The organism is Citricoccus sp., from assembly GCF_035445025.1.
In the GTDB taxonomy this organism is placed as follows: domain Bacteria; phylum Actinomycetota; class Actinomycetes; order Actinomycetales; family Micrococcaceae; genus Citricoccus.
In genome coordinates, this window is sequence record NZ_DAOMPX010000027.1 from 15,029 (window position 1) to 40,296 (window position 25,268).

23 protein-coding genes are annotated in these 25,268 nt (G+C 71.9%); 17 read left to right on the forward strand and 6 right to left on the reverse strand.

Annotated features, from left to right (window positions below; genetic code table 11):
* Window positions 1-74 precede the first annotated feature (74 nt).
* The 5 genes from PLJ28_RS09900 to PLJ28_RS09920 are packed head-to-tail and all read left to right on the forward strand — an operon-like array spanning window position 75 to window position 5,169.
* The gene (locus PLJ28_RS09900; protein ID WP_324590085.1) at window positions 75-1,172 is read left to right on the forward strand and encodes an ABC transporter permease; all 1,098 of its coding nucleotides are present in this window, start codon (window positions 75-77) and stop codon (window positions 1,170-1,172) included.
* A gap of 9 nt (window positions 1,173-1,181) precedes the next feature.
* Window positions 1,182-2,249 (forward strand): ABC transporter permease, encoded by a 1,068-nt coding sequence (locus PLJ28_RS09905; RefSeq protein ID WP_324590086.1) that lies wholly within the window; start codon window positions 1,182-1,184, stop codon window positions 2,247-2,249.
* Between the two features lie 5 nt (window positions 2,250-2,254).
* Window positions 2,255-3,319 (forward strand): ABC transporter ATP-binding protein, encoded by a 1,065-nt coding sequence (locus tag PLJ28_RS09910; protein WP_298043182.1) that lies wholly within the window; start codon window positions 2,255-2,257, stop codon window positions 3,317-3,319.
* Entirely contained in the window at window positions 3,316-4,446 is a 1,131-nt protein-coding gene (locus PLJ28_RS09915) for an ABC transporter ATP-binding protein (RefSeq protein ID WP_298043184.1), read from the forward strand. Before PLJ28_RS09910 ends, PLJ28_RS09915 begins: the two co-directional genes overlap by 4 nt.
* Window positions 4,447-5,169, forward strand: a complete 723-nt coding sequence (locus PLJ28_RS09920; RefSeq protein WP_298043186.1) for a sulfite exporter TauE/SafE family protein — start codon at window positions 4,447-4,449, stop codon at window positions 5,167-5,169. It abuts the gene before it with no gap.
* A 13-nt stretch (window positions 5,170-5,182) separates the two neighbouring features.
* Here the strand turns inward: PLJ28_RS09920 and PLJ28_RS09925 are convergent, their stop codons facing one another.
* Together PLJ28_RS09925 and PLJ28_RS09930 are read right to left on the reverse strand one after the other, a co-directional pair.
* Complete coding sequence (locus PLJ28_RS09925; protein ID WP_324590087.1) at window positions 5,183-6,217, reverse strand: 2-hydroxyacid dehydrogenase; 1,035 nt, start codon at window positions 6,215-6,217, stop codon at window positions 5,183-5,185.
* 2 nt (window positions 6,218-6,219) lie between these two features.
* Entirely contained in the window at window positions 6,220-7,509 is a 1,290-nt protein-coding gene (locus tag PLJ28_RS09930; RefSeq protein ID WP_298043197.1) for an enolase C-terminal domain-like protein, read from the reverse strand.
* 143 nt (window positions 7,510-7,652) lie between these two features.
* On the opposite strand from PLJ28_RS09930, the gene PLJ28_RS09935 reads away from it, so the two are divergent.
* The 3 genes from PLJ28_RS09935 (at window position 7,653) to PLJ28_RS09945 (ending at window position 10,690) form a co-directional block, all read left to right on the forward strand.
* The gene (locus tag PLJ28_RS09935) at window positions 7,653-8,597 is read left to right on the forward strand and encodes a LysR family transcriptional regulator (RefSeq protein WP_298043190.1); all 945 of its coding nucleotides are present in this window, start codon (window positions 7,653-7,655) and stop codon (window positions 8,595-8,597) included.
* A 123-nt stretch (window positions 8,598-8,720) separates the two neighbouring features.
* A complete protein-coding gene (locus PLJ28_RS09940) occupies window positions 8,721-9,863 on the forward strand; it encodes an L-talarate/galactarate dehydratase (protein WP_298043191.1) in 1,143 nt (380 codons plus the stop codon).
* Between the two features lie 71 nt (window positions 9,864-9,934).
* Entirely contained in the window at window positions 9,935-10,690 is a 756-nt protein-coding gene (locus PLJ28_RS09945) for a FadR/GntR family transcriptional regulator (protein ID WP_298045718.1), read from the forward strand.
* A 10-nt stretch (window positions 10,691-10,700) separates the two neighbouring features.
* On the opposite strand, the gene PLJ28_RS09950 is transcribed toward PLJ28_RS09945, so the two are convergent.
* Genes PLJ28_RS09950 through PLJ28_RS09965 form a run of 4 tightly spaced genes read right to left on the reverse strand, consistent with a single transcriptional unit; the run spans window position 10,701 to window position 14,296 of the window.
* Window positions 10,701-11,099, reverse strand: a complete 399-nt coding sequence (locus PLJ28_RS09950) for a universal stress protein (protein ID WP_298045720.1) — start codon at window positions 11,097-11,099, stop codon at window positions 10,701-10,703.
* Window positions 11,096-12,673: a tripartite tricarboxylate transporter permease gene (locus PLJ28_RS09955; RefSeq protein ID WP_298045721.1), complete on the reverse strand. Its 1,578-nt coding sequence runs from the start codon at window positions 12,671-12,673 to the stop codon at window positions 11,096-11,098. The genes PLJ28_RS09950 and PLJ28_RS09955 overlap by 4 nt, the downstream gene beginning before the upstream one ends.
* A 28-nt stretch (window positions 12,674-12,701) precedes the next feature.
* Window positions 12,702-13,262: a tripartite tricarboxylate transporter TctB family protein gene (locus PLJ28_RS09960; protein WP_298045723.1), complete on the reverse strand. Its 561-nt coding sequence runs from the start codon at window positions 13,260-13,262 to the stop codon at window positions 12,702-12,704.
* 35 nt (window positions 13,263-13,297) lie between these two features.
* Window positions 13,298-14,296 (reverse strand): Bug family tripartite tricarboxylate transporter substrate binding protein, encoded by a 999-nt coding sequence (locus PLJ28_RS09965; protein WP_298045725.1) that lies wholly within the window; start codon window positions 14,294-14,296, stop codon window positions 13,298-13,300.
* Between the two features lie 184 nt (window positions 14,297-14,480).
* Between PLJ28_RS09965 and PLJ28_RS09970 the strand changes: the two genes are divergently transcribed.
* The 9 genes from PLJ28_RS09970 to PLJ28_RS10010 all read left to right on the forward strand — a co-directional run bounded on the left by PLJ28_RS09970 (window position 14,481) and on the right by PLJ28_RS10010 (window position 25,108).
* On the forward strand, window positions 14,481-15,368 hold the full coding sequence (locus PLJ28_RS09970) for a LysR family transcriptional regulator (protein WP_298045727.1): 888 nt from the start codon (window positions 14,481-14,483) through the stop codon (window positions 15,366-15,368).
* A 140-nt stretch (window positions 15,369-15,508) separates the two neighbouring features.
* Complete coding sequence (gene kdgD / locus PLJ28_RS09975; protein ID WP_298045729.1) at window positions 15,509-16,453, forward strand: 5-dehydro-4-deoxyglucarate dehydratase; 945 nt, start codon at window positions 15,509-15,511, stop codon at window positions 16,451-16,453.
* Between the two features lie 30 nt (window positions 16,454-16,483).
* Window positions 16,484-18,103 carry an aldehyde dehydrogenase (NADP(+)) gene (locus tag PLJ28_RS09980; protein ID WP_324590088.1) on the forward strand — a complete coding sequence of 540 codons (1,620 nt, stop codon included), beginning with the start codon at window positions 16,484-16,486 and terminating at the stop codon, window positions 18,101-18,103.
* A complete protein-coding gene (locus PLJ28_RS09985; protein WP_298045732.1) occupies window positions 18,100-19,428 on the forward strand; it encodes an enolase C-terminal domain-like protein in 1,329 nt (442 codons plus the stop codon). Before PLJ28_RS09980 ends, PLJ28_RS09985 begins: the two co-directional genes overlap by 4 nt.
* 32 nt (window positions 19,429-19,460) lie before the next feature.
* Window positions 19,461-20,393, forward strand: a complete 933-nt coding sequence (locus tag PLJ28_RS09990; RefSeq protein WP_324590089.1) for an AEC family transporter — start codon at window positions 19,461-19,463, stop codon at window positions 20,391-20,393.
* 111 nt (window positions 20,394-20,504) lie between these two features.
* On the forward strand, window positions 20,505-21,641 hold the full coding sequence (locus tag PLJ28_RS09995; RefSeq protein ID WP_298045736.1) for a GuaB3 family IMP dehydrogenase-related protein: 1,137 nt from the start codon (window positions 20,505-20,507) through the stop codon (window positions 21,639-21,641).
* 6 nt (window positions 21,642-21,647) lie between these two features.
* On the forward strand, window positions 21,648-23,579 hold the full coding sequence (locus PLJ28_RS10000) for a glycerol-3-phosphate dehydrogenase/oxidase (RefSeq protein ID WP_324590090.1): 1,932 nt from the start codon (window positions 21,648-21,650) through the stop codon (window positions 23,577-23,579).
* Window positions 23,580-23,588: 9 nt separating this feature from the next.
* Window positions 23,589-24,563, forward strand: coding sequence for an SURF1 family protein (locus PLJ28_RS10005; protein WP_324590091.1), 975 nt, complete (start codon window positions 23,589-23,591; stop codon window positions 24,561-24,563).
* Window positions 24,560-25,108: a DUF3817 domain-containing protein gene (locus PLJ28_RS10010; protein WP_183527318.1), complete on the forward strand. Its 549-nt coding sequence runs from the start codon at window positions 24,560-24,562 to the stop codon at window positions 25,106-25,108. Before PLJ28_RS10005 ends, PLJ28_RS10010 begins: the two co-directional genes overlap by 4 nt.
* Window positions 25,109-25,268 lie beyond the last annotated feature (160 nt).

Here is a 25,268-nt window from a genome sequence, read left to right on the forward strand (position 1 = left end):
GCCGGCCGCATCACCGGCCCCGGCGGCACACCCCAGACGGACCAACCTTTTCCTCGGGATCCTTGGGAGGACCCATGCTGACGTACCTGCGCAAGCGCATCATCTCCAGTGCGCTGCCCCTCGTCGTGGTCGTGGTGGGCGTCTTCGCCCTGGCCCGGATGACGGGCAACCCGGCAGCGCTCTACCTGCCCCTGAACGCCACCGAGCAGATGCGGGAGGACTTCGTCACCCGCAACGGACTGGACCAGCCGCTCTGGGTCCAGATGGGGGAGTACTTCGGCGGCGTCCTCCGCCTGGACTTCGGGACCTCGCTGAGGACGGGGGAGTCCGCCGCCGAGATGGCGCTGCGGGCCTTCCCGGCCACCCTCCAGCTCGCGGCGACCACCATGGTCATCGCGATCGCACTCGCCGTCATCGTCGGCAGCTGGGCGGCCCTGAGGCCCAACGGGGTGGTGGACCGCATCGCGAGCTTCATCTCCATGGCCGCCGCATCCATCCCCGACTTCTGGCTGGCGATCGTCGGGATCTGGATCTTCGCGATCACCCTCGGCTGGCTGCCCACCTCGGGCGTCGTCGGCGCCGAGGCCTGGGTGCTGCCGATCGCCACGCTGGCCCTGCGCCCCTTCGGCGCCCTGGTCCAGGTGATCCGCGGGGCCATGGTCTCGGCCCTGTCGGAGCCGTACATCAAGCTGGCCCGGTCCAAGGGCGCCTCCCAGACCCGGGTGGTGACCCGGCACGCCCTGCGCAACGCGGCGGCCCCGGCCCTGACCGTCGCCGGTGACCTGGCCGTCGGCCTGGTCAACGGCGCGGTCGTGGTGGAGACGATCTTCGGCTGGCCCGGCATCGGCAAGCTCATGATCGACTCGATCCTGCAGCGCGACTTCGCCGTGCTGCAGGCCTGCGTGCTGCTGACCGCCATCGCGATCTTCATCCTCAACATCCTCATCGACCTGGCCTACGCCCTGCTCGACCCCCGGGTCCGCCCGGCCGGCGCCTCCGGCCGTCCGAAGACGGCCGGCGGAGGTTCCGGGACCGGCGGCCGGGCCACCGGCACCGACCAGGACCCGACGCCGGCGCTCGCCGGCACCCCGGCCGCCGTCGTCTCCCGCGAGGCCGAGCAGGCGGCCCCACCCACCACCCCGTCCGCACCCCAGCCCGCCACACGGGCCTAGGAGGACCCCATGAGCACCACAGCTGAGACCCCCCGGCACACCGGGTCCTCACCCGCCCCGGCGCCGGAAGCGGAATCGTCACGACACGGCAAGCCGAGCATGTTCCGCATGCTCCTGAGGGACCCCTTCGCCACGGCGGGCGCCGTCATCCTGCTCCTCGTCGGCGCGACGGCGGTCTTCGGGCCCCTGCTCGTCGGCGACCTCGCCACGAAGCAGGACCTGATGTTCGCCAACGAGGCCCCCTTCAACCCGGCCAACGGCTGGGAGTACATCCTCGGATCCGACTCGCTGGGCCGGTCCATGCTGGCCCGCCTCGTGGTCGCCACCCGCACCACGCTCCTCGTGGCCCTGCCCGCCGTGCTGGTCGCCATGGTCATCGGTTCCCTGTGGGGCGTCTGGGCGGGGTACCACCGCGGTGCCCGCGAGAACGTGTCCATGCGCATCGCGGACGTCATCATGTCCTTCCCGTCCCTGCTGCTGGCCGTGGTCGTGCTGTACGTCTTCAACCCCTCGATCGCCAACATCGTGCTGATCCTGGCGATCACCCGGATCCCGATCTACCTGCGTACCGCCCGCGCCGAGTCGGCCGAGCTGCAGAGCCGGACCTTCGTGGACGCCGCCCGGACCTTCGGCTCCCGGCCGAACGCGATCATCCGCCGGCACGTGGCCCCGATCATCGCGCCGACGATCCTCACGCTGGCCACCCTCGAGTTCTGCTACGTGATGCTGGCCGAGTCCTCCCTGAGCTTCCTGGGCATCGGCATCCAGCCGCCGGACGTGTCCTGGGGCCTCATGGTCGCCCAGGGCCGTCAGTACCTGCAGACGGCCTGGTGGCTGTCCATCCTGCCGGGCCTGGCCATCGTCATCACGGCCATCGCCGCCAACATGCTGGCGGCCTGGCTGCGAATCGCCACCGATCCGGCCCAGCGCTGGCGCCTGACCCTGCCGGGCCGGAAGAGGTTCATCCACCGCCTGCCCGTCCGGAAGATGGCCGCCGCGGCCGCCGCCACCGACGCCTCCTCCGCCCGGACCACTCGGGCAGACACCGAGCCGACGCCCCTCCAGGAGAAGCAGTGAGCACCATGACCTCCGCACCCACCACGACCCGGGTCGACCCGGGCACCACGGTCCTCGAGGTCTCCGGCCTGAACGTGGACATCCGGACCCCTGCCGGCACCGTCCGCGCCGTCAGCGAGGTCGGTTTCACCGCCTCGGCCGGACAGACCCTCGCCCTGCTGGGCGAGTCCGGCTGCGGCAAGTCGATGACCGCCAAGGCCGTGGCCGGCCAGCTGGACGCTGTCGCCCACGTGGAGGGCGGGGCCGTGATGCTCAACGGCGAGGACCTCACGAGGATCAGCGCCAGGAGACGCCGGGCCATCTCCGGCGTGGACCTGGGCATCGTCTTCCAGGACGCCCTGACCGCGCTGAACCCCGTCTACACCGTCGGCACCCAGCTCGGCGAGGCCTTCCGCATCCATCGGGGCCTGAGCGCCCGGGCGGCCCGCGTGGAGGCCATCGAGCTGATGCGCCGCGTGGGGATCCCGGAACCGGAGTCCCGCGTGGACGCCTACCCGCACCAGTTCTCGGGCGGCATGCGCCAGCGCATCCTCATCGCCATGGCCGTGGCGCTGGGACCGAGCCTGCTGATCGCCGATGAGCCCACCACCGCCCTCGACGTCACCGTGCAGGCACAGATCATGGAGCTGTTGCGCCGGCTGCGGGCCGAGGAGAACATGGCCGTCGTCCTCATCACCCACGACCTCGCCGTGGTGGCCGAGGAGGCGGACACGGTGTGCGTCATGTACGCCGGGACCGTGGTGGAACAGGGGCCGGTGGACCGGGTCTTCGCGACCCCCACCCACCCGTACACCAAGGGCCTGCTGGACTCCGTGCCGACCGGTTCGGAACGGGGCGGGGACCTGAACTCGATCCCGGGCAGCCCGCCCGAGCTCAAGGACATCCCGCCCGGATGCGTCTACCAGGACCGGTGCCCGTTGGCCCGCGCACTGTGCCGGGCCCAGCGCCCGGACCTGCGCGAGACCACGCCCGGCCAGTTCGCCGCGTGCCACTTCTCCGAGGAACTCCTCGCGGCGCACGCCCCTGCCGTCACCCCCACGGACACCACCGCCACGGAGGCCCGATCATGACCGCGACCCTGACCCACGATGCCCCGGCCCCCGCCGGCGGTGCCGCACTCGAGGTCCAGAACCTCACCAAGACCTTCCAGGTCCAGCGCAGTGCCTCCGGCAACGACCGCCTCACGGCCCTGGACGGTGTCAGCCTCACGATCGGCCGCGGGGAGACGCTGGGGCTGGTGGGGGAGTCCGGGTGCGGCAAGTCCACCCTGGCCCGGACGCTGATGCTGCTGGAGATCCCGGACTCCGGGTCCGTCACCTTCGAGGGACGGGACCCGTTCTCGCTGCGCGGCAAGGACCTGATGTCCTGGCGCCGCCGCGTGCAGATGGTGTTCCAGGATCCCTTCGCCTCCCTGAACGCGCGGATGACGGCCGGGGAGATCATCTCCGAGCCCTGGGCCACCCACCGTGGCCTGTACAGGACCTCCCGGGAGCGGGATGCCCGGCTGCGGGAGCTGCTGCAGCTGGTGGGGTTGCGTCCCTCCGACATGAAGAAGTCACCCCAGGAGTTCTCCGGCGGCCAGCGCCAGCGCATCGGCATCGCCCGGGCGCTGGCGCTGAACCCGGACCTCATCATCCTCGATGAGCCGGTCTCGGCCCTGGACCTCTCCGTCCAGGCCCAGGTGCTGAACCTGCTCAACGAACTGCAGCAGAAGCTCGGTGTCAGCTACCTGTTCATCTCGCACGACCTCTCCGTGGTCCGGCACGTCACCGACCGCGTGGCCGTGATGTACCTGGGCCGCATCATCGAGACCGGCACCACCGAGGACGTCTTCGACCGCCCGCTGCATCCCTACACGGCAGCGCTGATGTCCGCCTCGCCCAAGCTGGACCCGGCGGCCCGGCCCGAGGAGCGGATCGTCCTGCGCGGCGAGCTGCCGTCCCCGCTGGACCCGCCCTCGGGCTGCCGGTTCCGCACCCGTTGCTGGAAGGCCCAGGACATCTGCGCCGCAGAACGTCCCGCCGCTCGGACCGGCGCGGAGGCCGGACGCACGACGACGGCCCTGCCAACGCCCGGGGTCCGCCGCACCGCACCGGAGGGGATGCAGGACGTCGCCCACCAGGCTGAATGCCACTTCCCGATGGTGGAACCGGTGCGGGAGGGCGGAGCCGGGACGCCCGCCGCTACGGTGGGCTAGGTGGACCCAGGCGCCTTCGGACTCATCGCAGCGGTCGTCTTCATCGGTTCGGCACTCCAGGGCTCGATCGGCTTCGGCGCGGGCATGGTGGCCGCCCCGGTGATCGCCCTCGTGGAGCCGGGGCTGCTGCCGTCGATCGTGGTGATGTTCGCGTGCCTGCTGGCCCTCATGGTCACTCTCCGCGAGCGGGCGAACCTGGACCTCGGCGGGGCGGGGTGGGCGCTCGCGGGACGGCTCCCGGGCAGCGCGATCGGCGCCCTCATGGTCGTGGCCCTGCCCGTGGCGGCGCTGTCCTGGGTGGTGGCCGTCTCCGTGGTCGCCGGGGTCGGGTCGGCGTTCCTGGGCTGGCGGCCGGCGCCCACGCGCACGGCCCTCGTCACCGCCGGGGCGCTGTCCGGGATCATGGGCACCTCGACCTCGATCGGCGGGGCACCCATGGCCATTGTCTGGCAGGGCCAGGAACCGGCGCGGTTGCGGGGGACCATGAGCGCGTTCTTCCTCGTCGGCTCCATCGTCTCCGTGGTGCTGCTGGTCCTCGTCGGTGCCGTCACGTGGCACTCCGTGCAGGTCTTCGCCTGGCTCATCCCCGTGGTGGCGGCCGGGTTCCTGCTGTCCCGACGTCTCAACCGGTGGCTGGACGCCGAGCGCCTGAGGCTGGCCGGCCTGCTCCTGGCGAGCCTCGGGGCGCTCCTGCTGGTGGTGCGTCTGCTGCTGGGTGTGTAGAAGTCCGGCCTGCCTAGCGTGTGCGCGGTCCAGACCTCACCACACCGAGCCGCGGTGTCCCCGCGGCAAAGCGCTCCACGTTGGCGGCGATGTCCCGGGCTCGGCCCGCGAAGGTCGACTCCGCATGCCCGGAGCAGTGCGGGGTGAGGACCACGTTGTCCAGCGCGGTGAAGTCGTGCTCGGCCGGGGGCGTCCGGCCCGGTGACGGTGGCCCCCACCACACGTCGAGCGCGGCCCCGCCGATCGCCGTGGGGGTCCCGGCCGGCGCCGTGAGCGCCGCGTGCAGCGCCGCCTGGTCCACCACGGGTCCCCGGGCGACGTTCACCAGCACGGCGTCCGGTTTCATGGCCGTCAGTTCCGCCGCCCCGATCATTCCCTGGGTGGCCGGGGACAGGGGAACGGACACCACCACGACGTCGGCCTCGGCCAGCAGGCGGGGCAGTTCGCCGGTCCCGCCGACCCACCGCGGGCACACCCCCTCCGGCAGCGGGGCGTCCGGGGTGCCGCGCACGGCCAGCGTGGCCATGCCCCAGGACTCGGCCAGGCGGAGGGTCTCCGCGCCGATGCCGCCCAGGCCCACCGCGCCGAGCACCAGCGTGTCGAGGGTGCGGAACGCCGGGACGGTCGGGTCGGTGGCCAGGGTCCGCCAGGTCCCGGCGCGCAGGCTGCGGTCCCGGACCAGCAGCCGGCGTTCCAGGGCCATGACGGACATCAGCACGTGTTCGGCGATCGCCCGCTCGTGGTGGGCGGTGGTGGTCACCTCCGTGCCGGCCGGGAGCGCGTCCACGGCCACCCGGTCCAGGCCCGCGCCGGTGACCTGGACGAGACGTGCCCCCACCCCGGCCGCCGTCTCCGCGGACAACCGGGAACACACCAGCACGTCACAGTCCGCGGCCGCCTGGCGCTGGGTGTCCTCGTCGGCCTCCGTGAGGAACATCCAGTGGTGACGGGGAGCGCCTGAGGTGAGCACGCCGGACCACCGGGCAATGATCGGGTCGGTCACGAGCACGGACAGCCGGCCGGCCGGCGTCGGGCCAGGGCGGGCCATGTTCACCACCGGGCCGGGGAGGGGTCGAAGTCCGGCTGGAACCGGCGCATGTACCCGGTGTCATCCCGTTCCGTCAGGCCCGCGCGCAGGTACTGCTCGTGCAACCGGGCCAGGGCGTCCTCGTCCAGCTCGACGCCGAGCCCCGGGCCGGTGGGGACCGCCACGGAGCCGTCCCGGATGGCGAGCACGCCGGGGACCACGACGTCCTCGGAGGGATCCTTCCAGGGGATGTGCGTGTCACAGGCGTAGTCCACGTTCGGGGTGGCCGCGGCCAGGTGGACCATGGCCGCGAGACTGATCCCGAGATGGGAGTTCGAGTGCATGGACAGCCCCCAGCCGAAGGTCTCCGCCACGCCGCCCAGCATCTGGGACCGGCGCAACCCACCCCAGAAGTGGTGATCCGACAGCACGACGTCCACGGCACCCGCCGCGACGGCCGGCGGGATGTCCGCGAAGCCGACCACGCACATGTTGGTGGCCAGGGGTGTGCCCGTGCGGCGCCGGACGGTGGCCATGCCGTCGATCCCCGGCGTCGGGTCCTCGAGGTATTCCAGGATCCCGCCCAGGCGTTCGGCCACGGCCACGGACGTCTCCACGGTCCACGCGCCGTTGGGGTCGATGCGCAACGGCAGGTCCGGGAACTCGGCGCGCAGCGCCTCGATGGCCTCACACTCCGCGTCGGGGTGGAAGACACCGGCCTTGAGCTTGAGGGCGGTGAAACCATGGGCGTCCACCAGGGCGCGGGCCTGGGCCACCACGCCGGCGGGGTCCAGGGCCTCACCGAAGGCGTCCGGTCCGGCCCCGGGGTGGCCGGCCCACTTGTAGAACAGGTAACCGCTGAAGGCGACGGAATCCCGCAGGGCGCCCCCGAGGAGACTGCTGACGGGCAGGCCGAGGACCTTGCCCTGGAGGTCGAGCGAGGCCACGTCGAAGGGGGAGAGGACCCGGTCCGCGGTGGCCGAGCCGGTGACCATCCCGCTCATGCCGTGACCGCCCGTCGTCGTGTCCCGGGCGAGGGCCCGGGTGATCCGGCGGCGCAGGTCGTTGGTGTTGAAGGCGTCGGCACCGACGACCGCCTCGGCGCCCAGGCGGAGCCGGGCCAGGTGGGCGGCGTCCCCGTAGGTCTCCCCGAGCCCGGTGACGCCGGCATCCGTGTGGACCTGGACGATCGCCCGCAGGGCAAAGGGCTCGTGCACGCCCACCGTGTTCAGCAACGGGGGGTCCGCGAAGGCCACCGGCGTGATGGTGGCCCCGGTGATCGTCGGGCCGGCGGTGGCCGGGCCGGTGGTCACCGGGCCGGTCCCGGCGCGGCCGGAGGGGGTGAGTCGAGGGCTCGCGGGGCTGGAGGTCTGTGCGTTCACGCCTTCAACGTAGGGCCGGGGATCGATGCGCGTCCAAGCTAATATGTGCACACAATCATCCAAGGAGTGGATCGATGTTCTCCCTCATCCAGCTGGAGTCCTTCGTGGCGGTGGCCGAGGAATTGCACTTCGGCGCGGCGGCCACCCGGCTGAACATGACCCAGCCGCCCCTGAGCCGGCAGATCCAGTTGCTGGAGAGGGAGCTGGACGCCCAGCTGTTCCTCCGCAGCAGCCGGAAGGTGGAGCTCACGCCGGCCGGGCAGGCGTTGCTGCCGAGTGCCCGCCAGATCCTGGACCTCTGCACCAAGACCCAGCTGGACGTCCGCCGCGTCTCCACCGGGGACGTCGGCTCGATCGTCATCGGCTACACCGCGATCGCCGGCCAGTCCGTCCTGCCGTGGCTGCTGCGGCTGGCCCGTGAACACCTGCCGGGGGTCTCCCTGGTGCTGCGGGAGGCGGTCTCGGCCGACCAGCTGGAGGCGCTCTCCCGCGGAGCGGTGGACCTCGGCCTGCTGCGCCCCATCGTCTCCCGCGCGGGGGTCCGCACCGAGCTGGTCTTCAAGGACCACCTGGTGGCCGCACTTCCGCAGGGTCATGCGCTGGCCACCGGTGAGGGTGTGCGCCTGAAGGACCTCGAGGGGGAGCCGCTGATGATGTACTCCACCTCGGAGGCCCGCTACTTCTACGACCTCGTCATGCGCCTGTACGACAGTGCCGGCGTCACCCCGACCGTCACCCAGCTGGCCAGCCAGGTCCCGGCGCTGCTGGCCTTCGCGGCCGCGGGCCTGGGCATCACGCTCGTCCCGGCCTCGGCCATGGACTTCGCCCCTCCGGGCGTCGTGGCCGAGGAGATCACCGGTCACGCCGGACTCCTCGAGCTCAACCGGGCGGACCTGCACCTGGCCTGGAACGAGAACGGGGACAACACCGCCGCGAGCCGGTTGCGCCGGGTCATCCTGGAGCACGTCTCGCCGCAGGGGGTCCTTGAGGGCGACGCCGGCCCGGCGGGCACCGGCTGAGCCGTCCCGTCCGTGCGTGGGAACCCCGCAGTGGCACTTGTTCTACAAGTTGGTGACTTGTACGATGAGATGACCTGCTGACCGGGACGCGCCCCTGTATCCCACGCCGAGGAAGAGACCCCCATGACCGCATCTGCCTACACGCCGGACGCCATCCGCCACGTCACGCTCTCCACCGTCCGGTTGCCCCTGGCGACGCCGATCTCTGACGCCAAGGTCTTCACCGGGCGGCAGAAGCCCATGACCGAGGTGGCCTTCCTCTTCGCGGAGATCGTCACCGAGCAGGGCCACGAGGGCCTCGGCTTCTCCTACTCCAAGCGCGCGGGCGGGCCGGCCCAGTACGCCCACGCCCGCGAGGTCGCCGAGACCATGATCGGCGAGGACCCCAACGACATCGCCCGGCTGTACACCAAGCTGCTGTGGGCCGGTGCCTCCGTCGGGCGCTCCGGGGTCGCCACCCAGGCACTGGCCGCGATCGACATCGCCCTGTACGACCTCAAGGCCAAGCGAGCCGGACTGCCGTTGGCGAAGTTCCTCGGTGCCCACCGGGACTCCGTGCGGACCTACAACACCTCCGGCGGCTTCCTCAACGCCTCGATCCAGGAGGTCAAGGAACGGGCCTCCCAGTCCATCGAGGAGGGCATCGGCGGCATCAAGATCAAGGTCGGCCTGCCGGACTCCGCGGAGGACCTGCGCCGGGTGGCCGCCGTGCGCGAGCACATCGGCCCGGACGTGCCGCTCATGGTGGACGCCAACCAGCAGTGGGACCGTGCCACCGCCCTGCGGATGGGGCGCCGCCTGGAGGAGTTCGACCTGGTCTGGATCGAGGAGCCGCTCGACGCCTACGACGTGCAGGGCCACGCCGACCTCGCGGCCGCGCTGGACACCCCGATCGCCACCGGGGAGATGCTCGCCTCCGTGGCCGAGCACGAACGCCTCATCGCGGCACGGGCCTGCGACATCATCCAGCCGGACGCCCCGCGCGTCGGCGGCATCACCCAGTTCCAGCGGCTCGCGACCCTGGCCGACCAGGCCGGACTCGACCTCGCCCCGCACTTCGCGATGGAGATCCACCTCCACCTGGCGGCCACGTATCCGCGCGAGCCGTGGGTGGAGCACTTCGACTGGCTCGACCCGCTCTTCAACGAGCGCCTCGAGACCAAGGACGGGCGCATGCTCCTGCCGCAGCGCCCCGGGCTCGGCGTGACCGTCAGCGACCGGGCCCGGGCCTGGACCCTCGAGACCGCGGAGTTCGGCCGCGCCTGAATGACCGGGGCACATACCTCCGGGCCGGCCGCACGGCCGGCCCGGAGGTATGTGCCTGCCAGAATGTGTCCATGAATCCCACAGCGCCCCGTGCCGGCACCTCGCGCACCGAGGTCCTCGTGGACCACCTGCGCCGGCGCATCGTCAGCGGCGAGCTGGCCGTCGGCCACAAGTTGCCCAGCGAGAACCAGCTGGTGGCCGAGCACGGAGTCAGCCGCACGGTGGTCCGCGAGGCCATGACGCGGTTGCAGGCCGAGGGCCTGGTCCACACCCGGCGCGGCAGCGGCAGCTTCGTGCTCACCCCGCCGTCAGGTGCCGGCGTGGGGGCGCAGGTGCCCCACGAGGTTCCGGCCTCGACCCTCGCCGAGCGCCTGGACCTCATCGACTACCGGGTGGCCATCGAGTCCGAGGCCGCGGCGCTGGCCGCCGCGCGCCGCAGCGGCGAGTCCGCAGACGCCGTGACCCGAGCGGAGCGGGCCTTCGCCGAGCGGGCCCGCGCAGGGATTCCCGCCCAGCCGGCAGAGCTGCTCGCCCTCGACTTCGCCTTCCACCGCTCGGTCGCCGAGGCCTCGGGCAACCCCCTGCTGCTGCAGGCCCTGGACGTCCTCGGGCCGGCCATGATCGCCATGCCACGCGCCCGCCTGGACCAGTCCGGTGAGGAGGCCGGTGCCGGCCGGCGCTCCGCCGTGGTGGCGGCCGAACACGCAGCCGTCGCGGCCGCCGTCGCTGCCGGGGACGCCCTGGGTGCCGCCGCCGCCATGCGCGGCCACCTGCGCAACTCGGCCCGCCGGTTCCTGGCGGAATCGACGGGCCGGTCCACGGACTGAGCCGGTACGGTCAGGCGGAGTCCTCCTTCACCGCCAGCACGGGCCGGTCGGCCTGGAGCAGGATCCGCTGGGCGTGCGATCCCATGATGAACTTGCCGACCTGGGTGCGCCGTCGCAGTCCGATGACGATCAGGTCCACATCGTGTTCCTGGGCCAGGTCGAGGATGGCGTCGGTCAGGTCGTCCCGGTGGGTGGGACGAAGCACCGTGGCGTTCACTCCGGCGTCCTGTGCGGCGTCGGCGACGCGCTCGATGTCAGCGTCGGAGGCCACCGACGGATCCGCCAGCACTCCCTCCCGCTGGGAATTGACGATCAGCAGCTCCACGTCCCGGAGGGTGGCCTCCTGGATGGCGGCGGCCATGGCCGCTTCGCCCACGGGGGTGGGGACGTATCCGACCAGGATGCTCATGCGTTCTCCTTCGTGTGGGTATCGGACGGGGTGCCGGACGCGGCATGGGGCGCAGGTCCGCTCCGCAGGGCCTCGTCCACCACGGCATGGTGCGTGCGGCGGTCGAGGAGGGACTTGATCAGGGGGAAGACGGCCACGGCCACGAACAGGATCACCAGGGTGGCCGAGATCGGGCGGCCCATCATGCCCAGCAGGTTGCCGTCCAGCACGAGCAGGGAGCGGCGCAGACTGGACTCGAGCAGGGCGCCGAGGACGAAGGCCAGCACCAGGGGCCCGGGCTCGAACCCGAACTTCTTCATGAGGTAGCCGACCGCGCCGAAGACGACCACGAGCAGCACGTCGAACATGGAGTTCCGGATCGTGTAGGCGCCCAGCAGGGTGATCAGGGCCGTGATGGGCGCCAGGATGGCGGCGCGCACGCGCAGGATCCGCACGAAGACGCCGATCAGGGGGATGGCCATGATCAGCAGCAGGATGTTGCCGATGTACATGGAGTTCACCACGCCCCAGAACAGGTCCGGGTGGGCGTTGATGAGCTCGGGTCCGGGCGTGACGCCCTGGATGAGCAGGGCGCCGAAGATGATGGCCATGGTGGCGTTGGCGGGGATGCCGAGCGTCAGCAGGGGGATGAAGGAGCTCGTGGCGGCCGCGTTGTTGGCGGTCTCCGGGCCGGCGACGCCCTCGACGGCACCCTTGCCGAACCGCGAGGGGTCCTTGGCGACCTTCTTCTCCACCGCATAACCGGCCAGGGACGCGATGGTCGCGCCGCCGCCGGGCAGGATGCCGAGGAAGAAGCCGAGCACCGATCCGCGCCCGATGGCCGGGGCGGAGGTCCTCAGGTCCTGGCGCGAGGGCCACACGTTCTTGACGGAGGTGGGGGCCTTGGCGGCCCGGTGGCGCTCCTCCAGGTTGTACAGGATCTCTCCGACGCCGAACAGGCCCATGGCGACGGGGACGAAGTCGATCCCGTCCGCCAGGGAGAGATTGCCGAAGGTGAAGCGCTCCGCGCCGGTGAAGGCGTCCCGGCCGACCGTGGCCAGGAGCAGTCCGACCGCGGCGGCGATGAGGGCCTTGACCTTCGGGCCGTTGCTGATGGTGGCCACCAGCAGGATGCCCAGCAGGGCCAGGGCTGCGTACTCCGGGGGGCCGAAGTCCAGGGCGAAGCCGGCCACGAGCGGCGCCAGGAACGTCAGGCCGATGATGGCCACGGTGCCGCCGACGAAGGAGCCGATGGCGGCGATGCCCAGCGCCGTGCCGGCCTTGCCCTGCTTGGCCAACTGGTAGCCGTCGAAGACGGTCACCACCGCGCTGGCCTCGCCGGGCAGCCGCAGCAGCACGGAGGTGATGGTGCCGCCGTACTGGGCGCCGTAGAAGATGCCGGCCAGCATGATGATGGCGGTGACCGGTTCGACACCGTAGGTCAGCGGCAGCAGGATGGCGATCGTGGCTGCGGGGCCGAGGCCGGGCAGCACGCCGATGAGCATGCCGATGGTGACGCCGAGCAGGCAGTAGAGCAGGTTGGTGGGTTCGAGGACGACGCCGAAGCCGTCCAGGACTGGTTGGAGGAATTCCACGGGGGTGGTCCTTCGCGGTTCGTCGGGGTCAGATCAGGTGGGGGATGGAGGTCCCCAGTGCCGCGATGAAGATGGCGTAGAACGCCGCGACGATGAGCAGGGAGTAGACGATGGTCGACCGCCAGCCCTCACCGCCCAGGAACCTCATCCACACGAGGCACAGCAACAGTGCCGGGATCTCGAAACCGATGAGGGGGATCAGCACCACCATGGCGACGAGGGTCAGGAAGCCGATGAGGGTGATCCACGAGTACCGCGTGAACTTCTCGCCCCCCTGGCCTCCGTGACGGCCGATCACGGCCTGGGCCAGCGCCAGCACCGTGACCAGCACGCTCACGGCGAGCGGCCAGGTCCCCGGGCCGGGCGAGGACGCGGTCCCGATGCCGAGCCCCACCGCGAGGACGATGCCGCCGATGCCGAGGGCCAGGACCACCAGGCTGGCCGCCAGGTTGGCGACCGGGCCGGCCTGCGGTGGGGCCTCGGCCTCCCACTGGGCGACCAGTTCCTCCGGTGTCTGCGCCTCGACCGGGTCGAGGGGGTCGGTGGTCTCGACGGGGCCGTCCAGGTGCTCGCGGGCGGGAAGGGGCATGGGCTCGATCCGATCAGTTGCCGTGGCCAGGGGAATCAGTTCCCGGTCAGGGAGATGTCGTGCTCCTCGACGAGCTCGGCGTAGCGGTCCCGCAGCGAGTTCCACTCCTCGGTGACCTCTTCGCCCGAGATCTCGTGCGGGGTCAGCAGGTTGTCCTGGTTGAAGGACTGGTAGGCCTCGGTGGCCAGGGCGGCGTCCGCGGATTCCGCCAGGCGGGTCTTGACCTCCTCGGGCAGTCCCTTCGGCGCGGCGAGTGCGCGGTACTGGGAAACCGGGATGTCGTACCCGGCCTCGGTGGCGGTCGGGGTGTCCGGCAGGAACTCGTTGCGCTCGGCCGAGAAGGTCATGATCGGGGTGACGGTGCCGGCGTCGATCTGCGGCTTGGCCTCGCCGAGCTGGATCGTCGCCACCTGGACCTGGTCGCCCATGACGGCGGTGAGTGCGGGGGAGCCCGAGTCGAAGGGAACCTCCGTGCCGTCGATGCCGGCCTCGGCGAAGAGGACGGCCTGGGCCAGCTGAGAACCGGTGCCCACGCCGGTGGTGCCGTAGGTCAGGTTCCCGGCGGCCTGGATGTCCTCGAGGTTCTCGAAGCCGGACTTCGCGGAGGCCACGAGCACGTAGTCGTCCTGGGACAGGCCCTTGATGACGTCGAGGTCGTCCAGGGTGACCGCCTCGTCCTCGGAGACCGCGAGCGGGGTGATCGTGATCAGGGAGGCGTTCAGCAGCACGAGCTCGTAGCCGTCCGCCGCCTTGCCGGACACCTCCTTGGTGGCCACCGCCCCGTTGGCCCCGGGCTGGTTCACCACGGTGACCGGCTGGTCGAGGTCCTCGGACATGCCCTCACCGACGGCGCGGGCGATCAGGTCGGTGGAACCACCCGGCGCCTGGCCCACGGTGATGTTGACGGGGCCGCTGGGGAAATCGGCTGCGTCGGCGGTGCCGCCGCCCACGTTGCCGCCGCAAGCGGTCACGGAGAGCAGCGCGGCGGCGGATGCCACGGAGAGGACTGTGCGGCGAGTGGTGAAGAACGTCATGGCCGTTCGCTCCTAGAGGTTCGGTATGTCGATGCCGTGGATCTTTGCCGGTCCGGTGGGGACTCCGGACGACCACGGGACGCGGTGTGAAGTGGCTCACGAACCGGTTGCTCCAGGAGCCTATGAAGTCCGTAGGATGCATGTCCAAGCCCCATCCTGCATGTTGTGATACTCGAAAGGCATCATGTTTACGCTCGACCAGATCCGGTGTTTCGTGTCAGTGGCAGAGGAGCTGCACTTCGGCCGGGCGGCGGAGCGCCTGCAGATGACCCAGCCGCCCCTGAGCCGGCAGATCCAGAAGCTGGAGCGCTCCCTGCAGGTCACCCTCCTGAACCGGGACCACCGCAACGTGGAGCTCACCGCCGCGGGCCGGGCCTTCCTGGCCGAGTCCCGGGAACTGCTGGCCGCCGCGGACCGGGCTCCGGCCGCGGCCCGCTCCATCGCGTCCGGCCAGGAGGGCGTCGTCCGCATCGGCTTCACGGCCGCCGCCGGGTTCGGCGTGCTGGGAGAGGTCCTGACCGCGATCTCGGAGGCCCTGCCGAGGATCACGCTCGAGCTGTCCGAACTGGTCAGCCGGCAGCAGGCCGCCGCGCTCCTGGAGGGGTCCCTGGACCTCGGGCTGGCCCGGCCCCCCTTCGATGCCGAGACCTTCGAGTCGCACCTGCTGCTGGCCGAGGACCTCGTCCTGGCCGTTCCCTCCGGTCACCCGCTGGCGGAGGTCCGGGGCGGCATCGGCGAACAGGACCTCCGGGGCATCCCGCTGATCATGCACTCGCCCCTGACGGCGCGTTACTTCTACGACCTGATCGTGCGACTGTTCCCCGTCGACCACGGGCAGGTCGTCCACACCGTGGGGCAGATCACCACGATGGTGGCCCTGGTGCGGGCCGGGCGGGGAGTGGCCTTCGTGCCCGCCAGCGCCAGGCTGCTGGGGGTCGACGGCGTCCAGTACCTCGACCTCAGCGAACGGGCGCGGGGGACCGTCCAGCTCCACCTCATCTGGAACCAGCGCAACGCCAACCCGGCCATGCAGCGGGTGCTGGAACTCCTGGACGCCGGAGGCGAGTGGTGATGCCGCCAAGGTATTGAAGGATACAAACTCGGGCTTGGACAGGAATGATGAGGCGTTCCTACGGTGGTCAGTGAACGGCCAGGTTGCCGTCCAGACCCCAGCACGGACGCTCCGCGCTGCCGACCAGGAGGATGCTCTTCGTGGCCCACTACACCCCGCTTGAACTCGCCGCCCGCCTGAAGGACGGCCTGCTGTCCTTCCCCGTCACGCCCTTCGCCCAGGACCTGTCCGTGGACGAGGCCGCCCTGCGTGAGCACGTGGCCTGGCAGTCCGGTCACGACGTCGCGGGCCTGTTCGCCGCCGGCGGCACCGGGGAGGGCTTCTCCCTGACGAACGAGGAGCACGCCCAGGTGGTGCGCGCCGCCGTCGAGTCCTCCCGCCCCGAGGTGCCGGTGCTCGGCTCCGCGGGAGGGTCCACCCGGCAGGCCATCGCCCAGGCCCGGTCCTCCGAGGAGGCCGGCGCCGAGGGGATCCTCCTGCTGCCGCCCTACCTGACCGAATGCGACCAGCAGGGCCTGCTGGAGCACGCCTCCGCCGTCATCGGCTCCACCCGGACGGCCGTCATCGTCTACAACCGCGCCAACGCCATCTACTCGGCCGAGACCGTCGCCGAGCTGGCCCGCCGCCACGAGAACTTCATCGGCTTCAAGGACGCCATCGGCGACATCGAGCACCTGTCCAAGGTCTATGCCCGCAACGGCGACCGGATGTTCTACCTCGGCGGCCTGCCGACCGCCGAGACCTACGCCCTGCCGCTGCTGCAGCTGGGCATGAGCACCTACTCCTCGGCGATGTTCAACTTCGTCCCCGAGTTCGCCCTCGAGTTCTACGCGGACGTGCGCCGCCAGGACCGGGAGGCCGTCACCGAGAAGCTCAACCGCTTCGTGCTTCCCTACCTGGACATCCGCGACCGCGGCAAGGGCTTCGGCGTCTCCATCGTCAAGGCCGGGCTGCAGGCCATCGGCCGCCAGGCCGGAATCGTCCGTCCTCCGCTGCACGACCTCTCCGAGCAGGACCGCAGCGACCTGTCCGCCCTGATCGAGAGGGCCGGGGTGCGCCCGGCCTCCCCGGCACCGGTGGCCTGAACCCCTCCTGACCGACCCGAAGGAGCAACCATGACCTTGACCCAGACCGCACTGACCGGCCACTCGATCGTCGCCGGCGCATCGCTGCCGGGGAACGGCGGCACCGCCCACGGCCACGACCCGGCCACCAATGAGCGGCTCGAGCCGGCGTACTCGCTCATCGACAACGAGCAGCTGGCCCGCGCCACCGCCGCCGCCGAGGAGGCCTTCGCCTCCTTCAGCACCCTCGACCCGGGGACCCACGCGGACTTCCTCGACCGGATCGCCGAGAACATCGAGGCCGTCCGGGACGAGCTCGTGGCCCGCGCCATGGCCGAGACCGGGCTGCCCGAGGCCCGGTTGAGGGGGGAGACCGGCCGCACCACCGGCCAGCTCCGGCTCTTCGCCCGCGTCGTCCGCCAGGGCGACCACCACGGGGTCCGCATCGATCCGGCCCAGCCGGACCGCACGCCCGTGCCGCGTGCGGACATCCGCCAGCGCAAGGTCCCCCTGGGGCCGGTGGGCGTCTTCGGCGCCAGCAACTTCCCGCTGGCGTTCTCCACCGCCGGGGGTGACACCGCCTCGGCCCTGGCCGCGGGCTGCCCCGTGGTCTTCAAGGCCCACAACGCCCACCCCGGCACCGGGGAGATCGTCGGCCGGGCCATCACCGAGGCCGTGCGGGACCTCGGGCTGCACCCGGGGGTCTTCTCCCTCATCTACGGGCCGGGCTCCTCGGTGGGCCAGGCGCTCGCCGCGGACCCGCGGATCAAGGCCATCGGCTTCACCGGTTCCCGCGCCGGTGGCACCGCGCTGATGGCCACCGCCGCCGCCCGTCCGGAGCCGATCCCGGTGTACGCCGAGATGAGCTCGATCAACCCGGTCTACTTCTTCGCCGGGGCGCTCGCCGGCAGCCAGCAGGACCTGGACTCGTTGGCCGCCGCCTTCGTGACCTCCCTGACCGGATCCTCCGGCCAGTTGTGCACCGCTCCGGGGCTCGTCTTCGTCCCCGCCGGCGAGGACGGCGACCGCTTCAGTGCCGCGGTGTCCCGCGCCGTGGCCGAGAAGGACGGACAGACCATGCTCACCGCCGGGATCGCGAAGTCCTGGACCGACGGCGTCGCGCACCTCTCTGCCCAGCAGGGCGTGGCCGCGGTGGGCCAGGGCCGGGACGGGGCCACCGAGAACGCCCCGGCCCCGGTGGTCTACGGCACCGACGTGGACACCTTCCGGTCCAACGAGGTGCTCCACGAGGAGATCTTCGGGGCGGCCTCCCTGTTCATCCGCTACTCCTCCCTGGACGAACTGGTCGCGGCCACCCGCGCGCTGGAGGGCCAGCTGACGGCCACCCTGCACCTGACCGAGGCCGACCACGCCGCGGCGGCTCCGCTCATCCCGGAACTGGAGCGCAAGGTCGGACGCATCCTCGTCAACGGCTGGCCCACCGGCGTCGAGGTCGGGCACGCCATGGTCCACGGCGGCCCGTTCCCGGCCACCTCGGACTCGCGCACGACGTCGGTCGGCACCCTGGCGATCGAGCGTTTCCTCCGTCCGGTGGCGTACCAGGACCTTCCCGAGGCGCTGCTGCCGGCGCCGGTGCGCGACGCCAACCCGTGGCACCTGAACCGCCGGGTCGACGGCGAGATCACGCTCGAGACCGGTGGTGAGCGATGACCGGCCAGCCCACGATCGCCGGCGTCGAGGTCGTGCCCGTGGCGGGGCACGACTCGATGCTGCTGAACCTCTCCGGGGCCCACGGGCCGTTCTTCACCCGCAACATCGTCATCATCACCGACTCCGAGGGCCGCACGGGCCTGGGTGAGGTGCCCGGCGGGGAGAGGATCCGCGGCACGGTCGAGGAGGCGGGGCTCCGGATCACCGGCCAGCCGGTGGCCCGGTACCGCAGCCTGCTGCGGGGGATCGCCACGGCCTTCGCCGACCGGGACGCCGGCGGGCGCGGTCTGCAGACCTTCGACCTGCGCACCACCGTCCACGCCGTCACCGCGATCGAGTCGGCGCTGCTGGACCTGCACGGACAGTTCCTCGGCGTGCCCGTGGCCGAACTGCTGGGCGACGGCCAGCAGCGGGAGTCCGTGCCGATGCTGGGCTACCTGTTCTACATCGGCGATCCGGACGGCACCGACCTGCCCTACCTGCGGGAACCGCACGGTGCGGACGACTGGGAGCGGATCCGCCGGGAGGAGGCCATGACCCCGGACGCCGTGGTGCGCCTGGCCGAGGCGGCCCAGGCCCGTTACGGGTTCCAGGACTTCAAGCTCAAGGGCGGCGTCCAGTCCGGCGACCTCGAGGTGGACGCGGTGACGGCCCTCAAGGAACGCTTCCCGGACGCGCGCATCACGCTGGACCCCAATGGCGGCTGGCTGCTCCAGGACGCGATCCGGCTCGGCCGGCGCATGCAGGGCGTCGTGGCCTATGCCGAGGACCCCTGCGGTGCCGAGGGCGGGTTCTCCGGCCGCGAGGTGATGGCCGAGTTCCGCCGCGCCACGGGCCTGCAGACCGCCACCAACATGATCGCCACCGACTGGCGGCAGATGGCCCACGCCATCCGCACCAATGCCGTGGACATCCCGCTGGCCGACCCGCACTTCTGGACCATGGCCGGGTCCGTCCGCGTGGCGCAGTTGTGCCACGAGTTCGGCCTGACCTGGGGGTCGCACTCGAACAACCACTTCGACATCTCCCTGGCCATGTTCACCCACGTCGGCGCCGCCGCACCGGGGGAGATCACCGCCCTGGACACCCACTGGATCTGGCAGGACGGCCAGGGTCTCACCACCGATCCGCTGCGGATCTCCGACGGTGAGGTCCGCGTGCCGGACGCGCCGGGCCTGGGCATCGAACTGGACCGCGAACGCCTGGCCGAGGCGCACCGGCTGTACCTCGAGCACGGCCTGGGCGCCCGTGACGACGCCGTGTCCATGCAGTACCTGATCCCGGGGTGGGAGTTCGACGCCAAGCGACCCTGCCTCGTCCGCTAGCGCGGACCGGGAACCCGCCGCCCGTGGAAGGAGTGCTCCTCGGCTTCAGCATCGTCCTGGTCATCACCGGGATCGGGCTGCTGGCCGCCGCGCTGCTTCCACGGGCCACCACGGCTCTCATCCAGCAGGGCCTCACCCCGGCCATCTACTACGTCACCAACCCGCTGCTCATGGTGGTGCTGGTGGCGGAGATCGACCTCGGGGCGTTGGTGGGCGTCTATGCCCCCGTCGCCCTCGTCACGGCGGTCGTCGCCGGTGGCTGCTACGCGCTCGGCAGCAGACTGGTGCTCCGGCGCACCGCCGGCCAGACCGCCGTCGGCGCCATGGCCTCGTCCTACGTCAACGCCGGGAACATCGGCCTGCCCATCGCGATCTACGCGGTGGGCGGTTCCGCGCCCGCCGTGTCCGTGCTGGTGACCCAGCTGCTGCTCATCGCCCCGGTCTACCTCACCGTCTTCGGCTGGTGCTCCCGACAGGCCGGATCCTCCCAGCCCCGCCTGGGGAGGACGGTGCTGAGATCCGTGGCCAACCCGGTCACCGTCGCCACCGCCGCCGGTGCCGTCCTGGCACTCGTGGACTGGGTCCCTCCCGAGGTCATCTGGACACCGATGGACATGCTCGGCCGGGCCTCCATCCCCCTGCTGCTGTTCGTGTTCGGCCTCTCGCTGGCCTCACAGCGTCCGTTCCGGGACCGGGTGCTGGTCCCGGACATCGCGTGGGGGTCCTTCGTCAAGCTGATCCTGATGCCGGTCGCGGCCTGGCTCCTGGGTCACCACGCCTGGGGGCTGCAGGGCATGGAACTGTTCGGCGTCGTGGCCATGGCCGCGCTGCCGACCGCCCAGAACGTCTTCCTGTTCTCCAGCCAGTTCAGGCTGCCCAACCTGCTGGTGCGGGACATCGTCTTCACCTCCGCGGTGCTGTCCCTGCCGGTGATCCTGGCGGTGGCGCTCCTGCTGGGGCCCTGAACGCCCCGTCGGGGCACGCGGGCCTGGCCCCCTCGGTGGTCCCCGGCGCCGGCTGACTCGACGGACGGTGCGGTCCGCGGCGGGTCCGAGGTCTGCACTAGGCTGGAAAGCGTGACTCAGCAGATCGAGATCGGCCGCGGCAAGCGGGGACGTCAGGCATTCGCACTGGATGACATCGCGGTGGTGCCCACGCGGCGCACCAGGGACCCCGAGGACGTCTCCATCGGGTGGCAGATCGACGCGTTCACCTTCGAGATGCCGGTCATCGGCGCCCCCATGGACTCCGTGATGAGCCCGGACACCGCGATCGCCCTGGGCAAGCTCGGCGGCATGGGCGTGCTGAACCTCGAGGGGCTGTGGACCCGGTACGAGGACCCCACCCCGGTGATCGAGGAGATCGCCGCGTTCGAGCCGACCAACTACTCGCCGTCCAACACCCGGCGCCTGCAGGAGATCTACTCCCAGCCCATCCAGCCCGAGCTCATCACCGAGCGGCTGGCCCAGATCCGTGAGGCCGGTGTGGTGGTGGCCGGGTCCCTGACCCCGCAGCACACCCAGGAGTACTACGAGACCGTGCTGGCCGCCGGCGTGGACATGTTCGTCATCCGCGGCACCACGGTGTCCGCCGAGCACGTCTCCCAGAACCGCGAGCCGTTGGACCTGAAGAAGTTCATCTACGAGCTCGACGTCCCCGTGATCGTGGGCGGCGCGGCCGGGTACACCCCGGCCCTGCACCTGATGCGCACCGGTGCCGCCGGCGTGCTCGTCGGCTTCGGCGGCGGCGCCTCCTCCACCACCCGGCGGGCCATGGGCATCCGGGTGCCGATGGCCACCGCGATCTCGGACATCGCCGAGGCACGGCGGGACTACATGGACGAGTCCGGCGGCCGCTACGTGCACGTGATCGCCGACGGCGGCGTGGGCACCTCCGGGGACATCGTCAAGGCCCTGGCCGTGGGCGCCGACGCCGTGATGCTCGGCGCCGCCCTGGCCCGCGCCACCGAGGCCCCCGGCCGCGGCTGGCACTGGGGCGGGGAGGCCGCCCATGCGGACATGCCCCGCGGGGACCGCACCGAGGTCGGCACCGTCGGCACCCTGCAGGAGGTGCTCTGGGGCCCGAGCCACCATACCAACGGCACCTCCAACCTGATGGGTGCCCTGAAGCGCGCCATGGCCACCTCCGGCTACTCGGACGTCAAGGAGTTCCAGAAGGTCGAGGTCCTCGTGGCCCCGACCCGCGAGATCTGAGCCAGCATGCCGAGGACGGTGGAGCCGGCAGGGGCCCTGGGGCCGAAGTCCCGGTCGCGGGCGCTCTCCGTCCTGGCGGCCACCACTCCCGAGCACCCGCTGGACGTGCTCGTCATCGGCGGGGGAGTGGTCGGCGCCGGCACCGCGGTGGACGCGGCCACCCGGGGGCTGTCCACCGGTCTGGTCGAGGCCACCGACTACGCCTGGGGCACCTCCTCACGCTCCTCGAAGCTGGTGCACGGCGGGCTGCGCTACCTCGAGATGCTGGACTTCCCCCTCGTCCACGAGGCCCTGCGCGAGCGGGGCCGGCTGGTCGAGGACATCGCCCCGCACCTGGTCCGGCCCGTGCCCTTCCTCTACCCCCTGGCCAAGGCCTGGGAACGGCCCTACGTGGGGGCCGGCCTCGCGCTCTATGACGGCATGGCCGCCGGGCGGACCGGACACCTGCCGGTCCACCGGCACCTGGGCCGTGCGGCCGTGTCCCGGATCGCGCCCGGGCTGCGGCCCGAGAGCCACGCCGGGGCGATCCGCTACTACGACGCCCAGGTGGACGACGCCAGGCTGGTGATCGAGCTGGTGCGCACCGCCGCCACGCACGGCGCCCACTGCGCCTCCCGCGTCCAGGTGACGGCCTACCTCGGCGTCGGAACCGGCACCGGCACCGGACCCTCGGCCGGCGGCGTCCCCGGCATCACCGGGGTCGAGGTCCTGGACCGGGAGACGGGCCAGCGCCACACCGTCCACGCCCGCCGCGTCATCACCGCCACCGGCGTCTGGACCGGGCAGATCCCCGTGCGCGGCCCGGACGGCACCGAGCACCCCCTCACCGAGGGCATGCCGCGGGTCACCGCCGCCAAGGGCATCCACCTGGTGGTGCCCAGGGACCGGTTCACGTCCACCTCCGGGCTGATCCTGCGCACGGAGAGATCGGTGCTGTTCGTCATCCCCTGGGACCGGCACTGGATCATCGGCACCACGGACACGCCCTGGGACCTCGGCCCGGACCAGCCGGCGGCCACGAGCCAGGACATCGACTACCTGCTGGACACGGCCAACGCGGTGCTGGCCGAGCCGCTGAGCCGGGCCGACGTCGTCGGGGTCTTCGCCGGGCTGCGGCCCCTGGTGACGCCGGCCGGGGAGGCCGAGCCGATCGGGGAGCCCCCGGCCGAGGAATCCGGGACGGCGACCACGAAGATCTCCCGCGAGCACGTGGTGGCCACCCCGCTGCCCGGGCTGACCGTGGTGGCCGGCGGCAAGCTCACCACCTACCGCACCATGGCCGCCGACGCCGTGGACACCGCCGTCGCCACCCCCGGGGCGCCGGGCACCGGGCCGCTGACCGGACAGGACGTCACCGGCTCGGGGCAGGGCGTCCCCGAGTCCTGCACCGCCGGCCTGCCGCTGCTGGGGGCCCAGGGCTGGGTGCCCACGTGGAACCGGCGGACGCTGCTGGCCACGGACTCCGGGCTGCACCCCGCCGTGGTGGAGTCGCTGCTGCACCGCTACGGTTCGGGCGCGCCGGAGGTGATCGCGCTGGCCGTGGCGGATCCGGAGCTGGCCGCCGAGCTGCCGGGGCTGCCCGGCCACCTCGTCGCCGAGGTGGTGCACGCGGTCACGCACGAGGGCGCTCGCTCGGTCCAGGACGTGCTGGCCCGGCGGATCCGGGCGGTGTTCGAGGTGGACGACGGCGGTGCCGCCGCCGCCGGCCCGGTCGCCACGCTGGCGGCCCCGCTGCTCGGCTGGGACGCCGAGCGGGCCACCGCCGAGGCCGACCGCTACCGGCACTGGGTCCGGGCCCAGCTGGCCACGCAGGACGCGGCCACGGACGAGGCGGCCCACGCGCTGCTGGTCGAGGCGGCCCGCGGCTCCGTGCGCGACCCGGGCCGGGGCGGGCTGCCGAGCACCTCGAGTTCTACGGAGGGTAGAGAAACCGCGTAGTCTTGACGGGTGCTGAAGACCGCCCTGAGACCCATCTGGATCGCCGGACTGATCCTGGCGCTCGTGGTGTCCGGTGTCTTCGTGCTCCTCGGCAAGTGGCAGATGGACAACGCCGCCTCCGCGCCGCCGCCGCTGACGCAGACCGAGACGCCCGTGCCCCTGACCGCGCACTTCCGGCCCGGTGCCGCCATGTTCGGCACGGAGGCCGACCAGGTGGTGACCATGACCGGCCGGTTCGTCCCCGGCACGGACGTGTTCGTGCACCCGCGGCTGCTGGGCGAGCGTGAGGGCTACTGGGCCGTCACCGCCTTCGCCGTGGACGGCGCCCCGGCCGGCGAGGTCATCCCCGTGGTGCGCGGCTGGACCGAGGACCCCGCTCGGACGGACCCCGCTCCCGAGGGGCAGCTGTCCGTCAAGGGACGCCTGCTGCCCGCCGAGGGACCGCAGCCGCAGGGGATGGAACGGACCGGGCACGGCTACGTGCTGGCCAACCTGTCCTCGGCCGAGCTGATCAACCTGTGGGACATGCCCTCCTACGCCGGGTTCGTGGTGGCCTCCGACGTGCTCGCCGGCGGCTCCGGCGACGACCCCGCCGAGCCTGGTGCCGGTGCGGACGCCGACGGCCGGGAGGTCGGCGCGAGGGCGGCCGGCGGCGAGCTGGAACCCGTGACCGTGGGGCCGCAGCCGCAGGAGACCACCTACAACTGGATGAACATCTTCTACGCCATCGAGTGGGTGGTGTTCGCCGGTTTCGCGCTGTACCTGTGGTGGCGCTTCCTCCGCGACGACGTGAACCGCGAACGCGAGGAGGAGGCACTCGACCGCCGGTGGGCCGAGGAATGGCGCGCCCGCGAGCTCGAGCGCCGCCGTGCCGAGGCCCGCGAGGCCAAGCGCCGGGCCACCGAGGAGTACGAGCGCTTCCACGGGGTCTCAGCCTCCCCGACGCAATCCCCGCCATCCCCGCAATCCCAGGAGAAGCCGTGACCAGACCGGACCAGAAGCCCCCGGTGGACCCGAACACCCTGCCCGACCCCGAGGACATCACCGAGGCGGACCTGCCGGCGCCGCCGCCGCGTCCGGGCCGGGAGGCCCCACGCCGCTTCGCCGGCACGCACCAGCAGATCCGCTCCGCCCTGACCATGTACAAGGTCTGCGCGTGGATCACGGGCATCATGCTGCTGCTGCTCGTGGTCGAGATGATCTTCAAGTACGGCTTCGGCACGGAGCTCTACGCCGGCGGCACCACGATCGACGGCAGCCCCAACTCGCTCTCGTTCCAGCCCGAGGACTCCGTCACCGGCGGATTCAACATCTCGATCGCCGTGCTGATCGCCCACGGCTGGCTGTACGTGGTCTACCTCGTGGCCGCCTTCCGGCTGTGGTCGCTCATGCGCTGGCACGGGATGCGGCTGCTGCTGATCGCCGGTGGCGGCGTGGTGCCGTTCCTGTCCTTCATCGTGGAGCGGCGGGTGCACCGGGAGACCCTCGAGGAGCTCGCCGCCCATCCCGAGGCCGTCCGACGGTACTGACCTGACACCGCTGCGCCCCGGGGCCCACACCGGGCCCGAGCCAGCGCATGCACGACGCCCGGCGGGGAGCTCCCCGCCGGGCGTCGTGCATACAGGGCGCCGGCCCCGGGGACCCGGGCCGGTCGGACGGGACTATCCGAGGGCCCTCGCGGGGGCGGGG

What these genes read in the sequence shown, in the direction of transcription:
- PLJ28_RS09985 (WP_298045732.1), top strand. Translation starts at nt 18,100, where the DNA reads ATGACCGGCCAGCCCACGATCGCCGGCGTCGAGGTCGTGCCCGTGGCG.
- PLJ28_RS09935 (WP_298043190.1), top strand. Translation starts at nt 7,653, where the DNA reads ATGTTCTCCCTCATCCAGCTGGAGTCCTTCGTGGCGGTGGCCGAGGAA.
- PLJ28_RS09970 (WP_298045727.1), top strand. Translation starts at nt 14,481, where the DNA reads ATGTTTACGCTCGACCAGATCCGGTGTTTCGTGTCAGTGGCAGAGGAG.
- PLJ28_RS09940 (WP_298043191.1), top strand. Translation starts at nt 8,721, where the DNA reads ATGACCGCATCTGCCTACACGCCGGACGCCATCCGCCACGTCACGCTC.
- PLJ28_RS10000 (WP_324590090.1), top strand. Translation starts at nt 21,648, where the DNA reads ATGCCGAGGACGGTGGAGCCGGCAGGGGCCCTGGGGCCGAAGTCCCGG.
- PLJ28_RS09915 (WP_298043184.1), top strand. Translation starts at nt 3,316, where the DNA reads ATGACCGCGACCCTGACCCACGATGCCCCGGCCCCCGCCGGCGGTGCC.
- PLJ28_RS09910 (WP_298043182.1), top strand. Translation starts at nt 2,255, where the DNA reads ATGACCTCCGCACCCACCACGACCCGGGTCGACCCGGGCACCACGGTC.
- PLJ28_RS09900 (WP_324590085.1), top strand. Translation starts at nt 75, where the DNA reads ATGCTGACGTACCTGCGCAAGCGCATCATCTCCAGTGCGCTGCCCCTC.
- PLJ28_RS09905 (WP_324590086.1), top strand. Translation starts at nt 1,182, where the DNA reads ATGAGCACCACAGCTGAGACCCCCCGGCACACCGGGTCCTCACCCGCC.
- PLJ28_RS09925 (WP_324590087.1), bottom strand. Translation starts at nt 6,217, where the DNA reads ATGGCCCGCCCTGGCCCGACGCCGGCCGGCCGGCTGTCCGTGCTCGTG.
- PLJ28_RS09960 (WP_298045723.1), bottom strand. Translation starts at nt 13,262, where the DNA reads ATGCCCCTTCCCGCCCGCGAGCACCTGGACGGCCCCGTCGAGACCACC.
- PLJ28_RS09945 (WP_298045718.1), top strand. Translation starts at nt 9,935, where the DNA reads ATGAATCCCACAGCGCCCCGTGCCGGCACCTCGCGCACCGAGGTCCTC.
- PLJ28_RS09980 (WP_324590088.1), top strand. Translation starts at nt 16,484, where the DNA reads ATGACCTTGACCCAGACCGCACTGACCGGCCACTCGATCGTCGCCGGC.
- PLJ28_RS09950 (WP_298045720.1), bottom strand. Translation starts at nt 11,099, where the DNA reads ATGAGCATCCTGGTCGGATACGTCCCCACCCCCGTGGGCGAAGCGGCC.
- PLJ28_RS09965 (WP_298045725.1), bottom strand. Translation starts at nt 14,296, where the DNA reads ATGACGTTCTTCACCACTCGCCGCACAGTCCTCTCCGTGGCATCCGCC.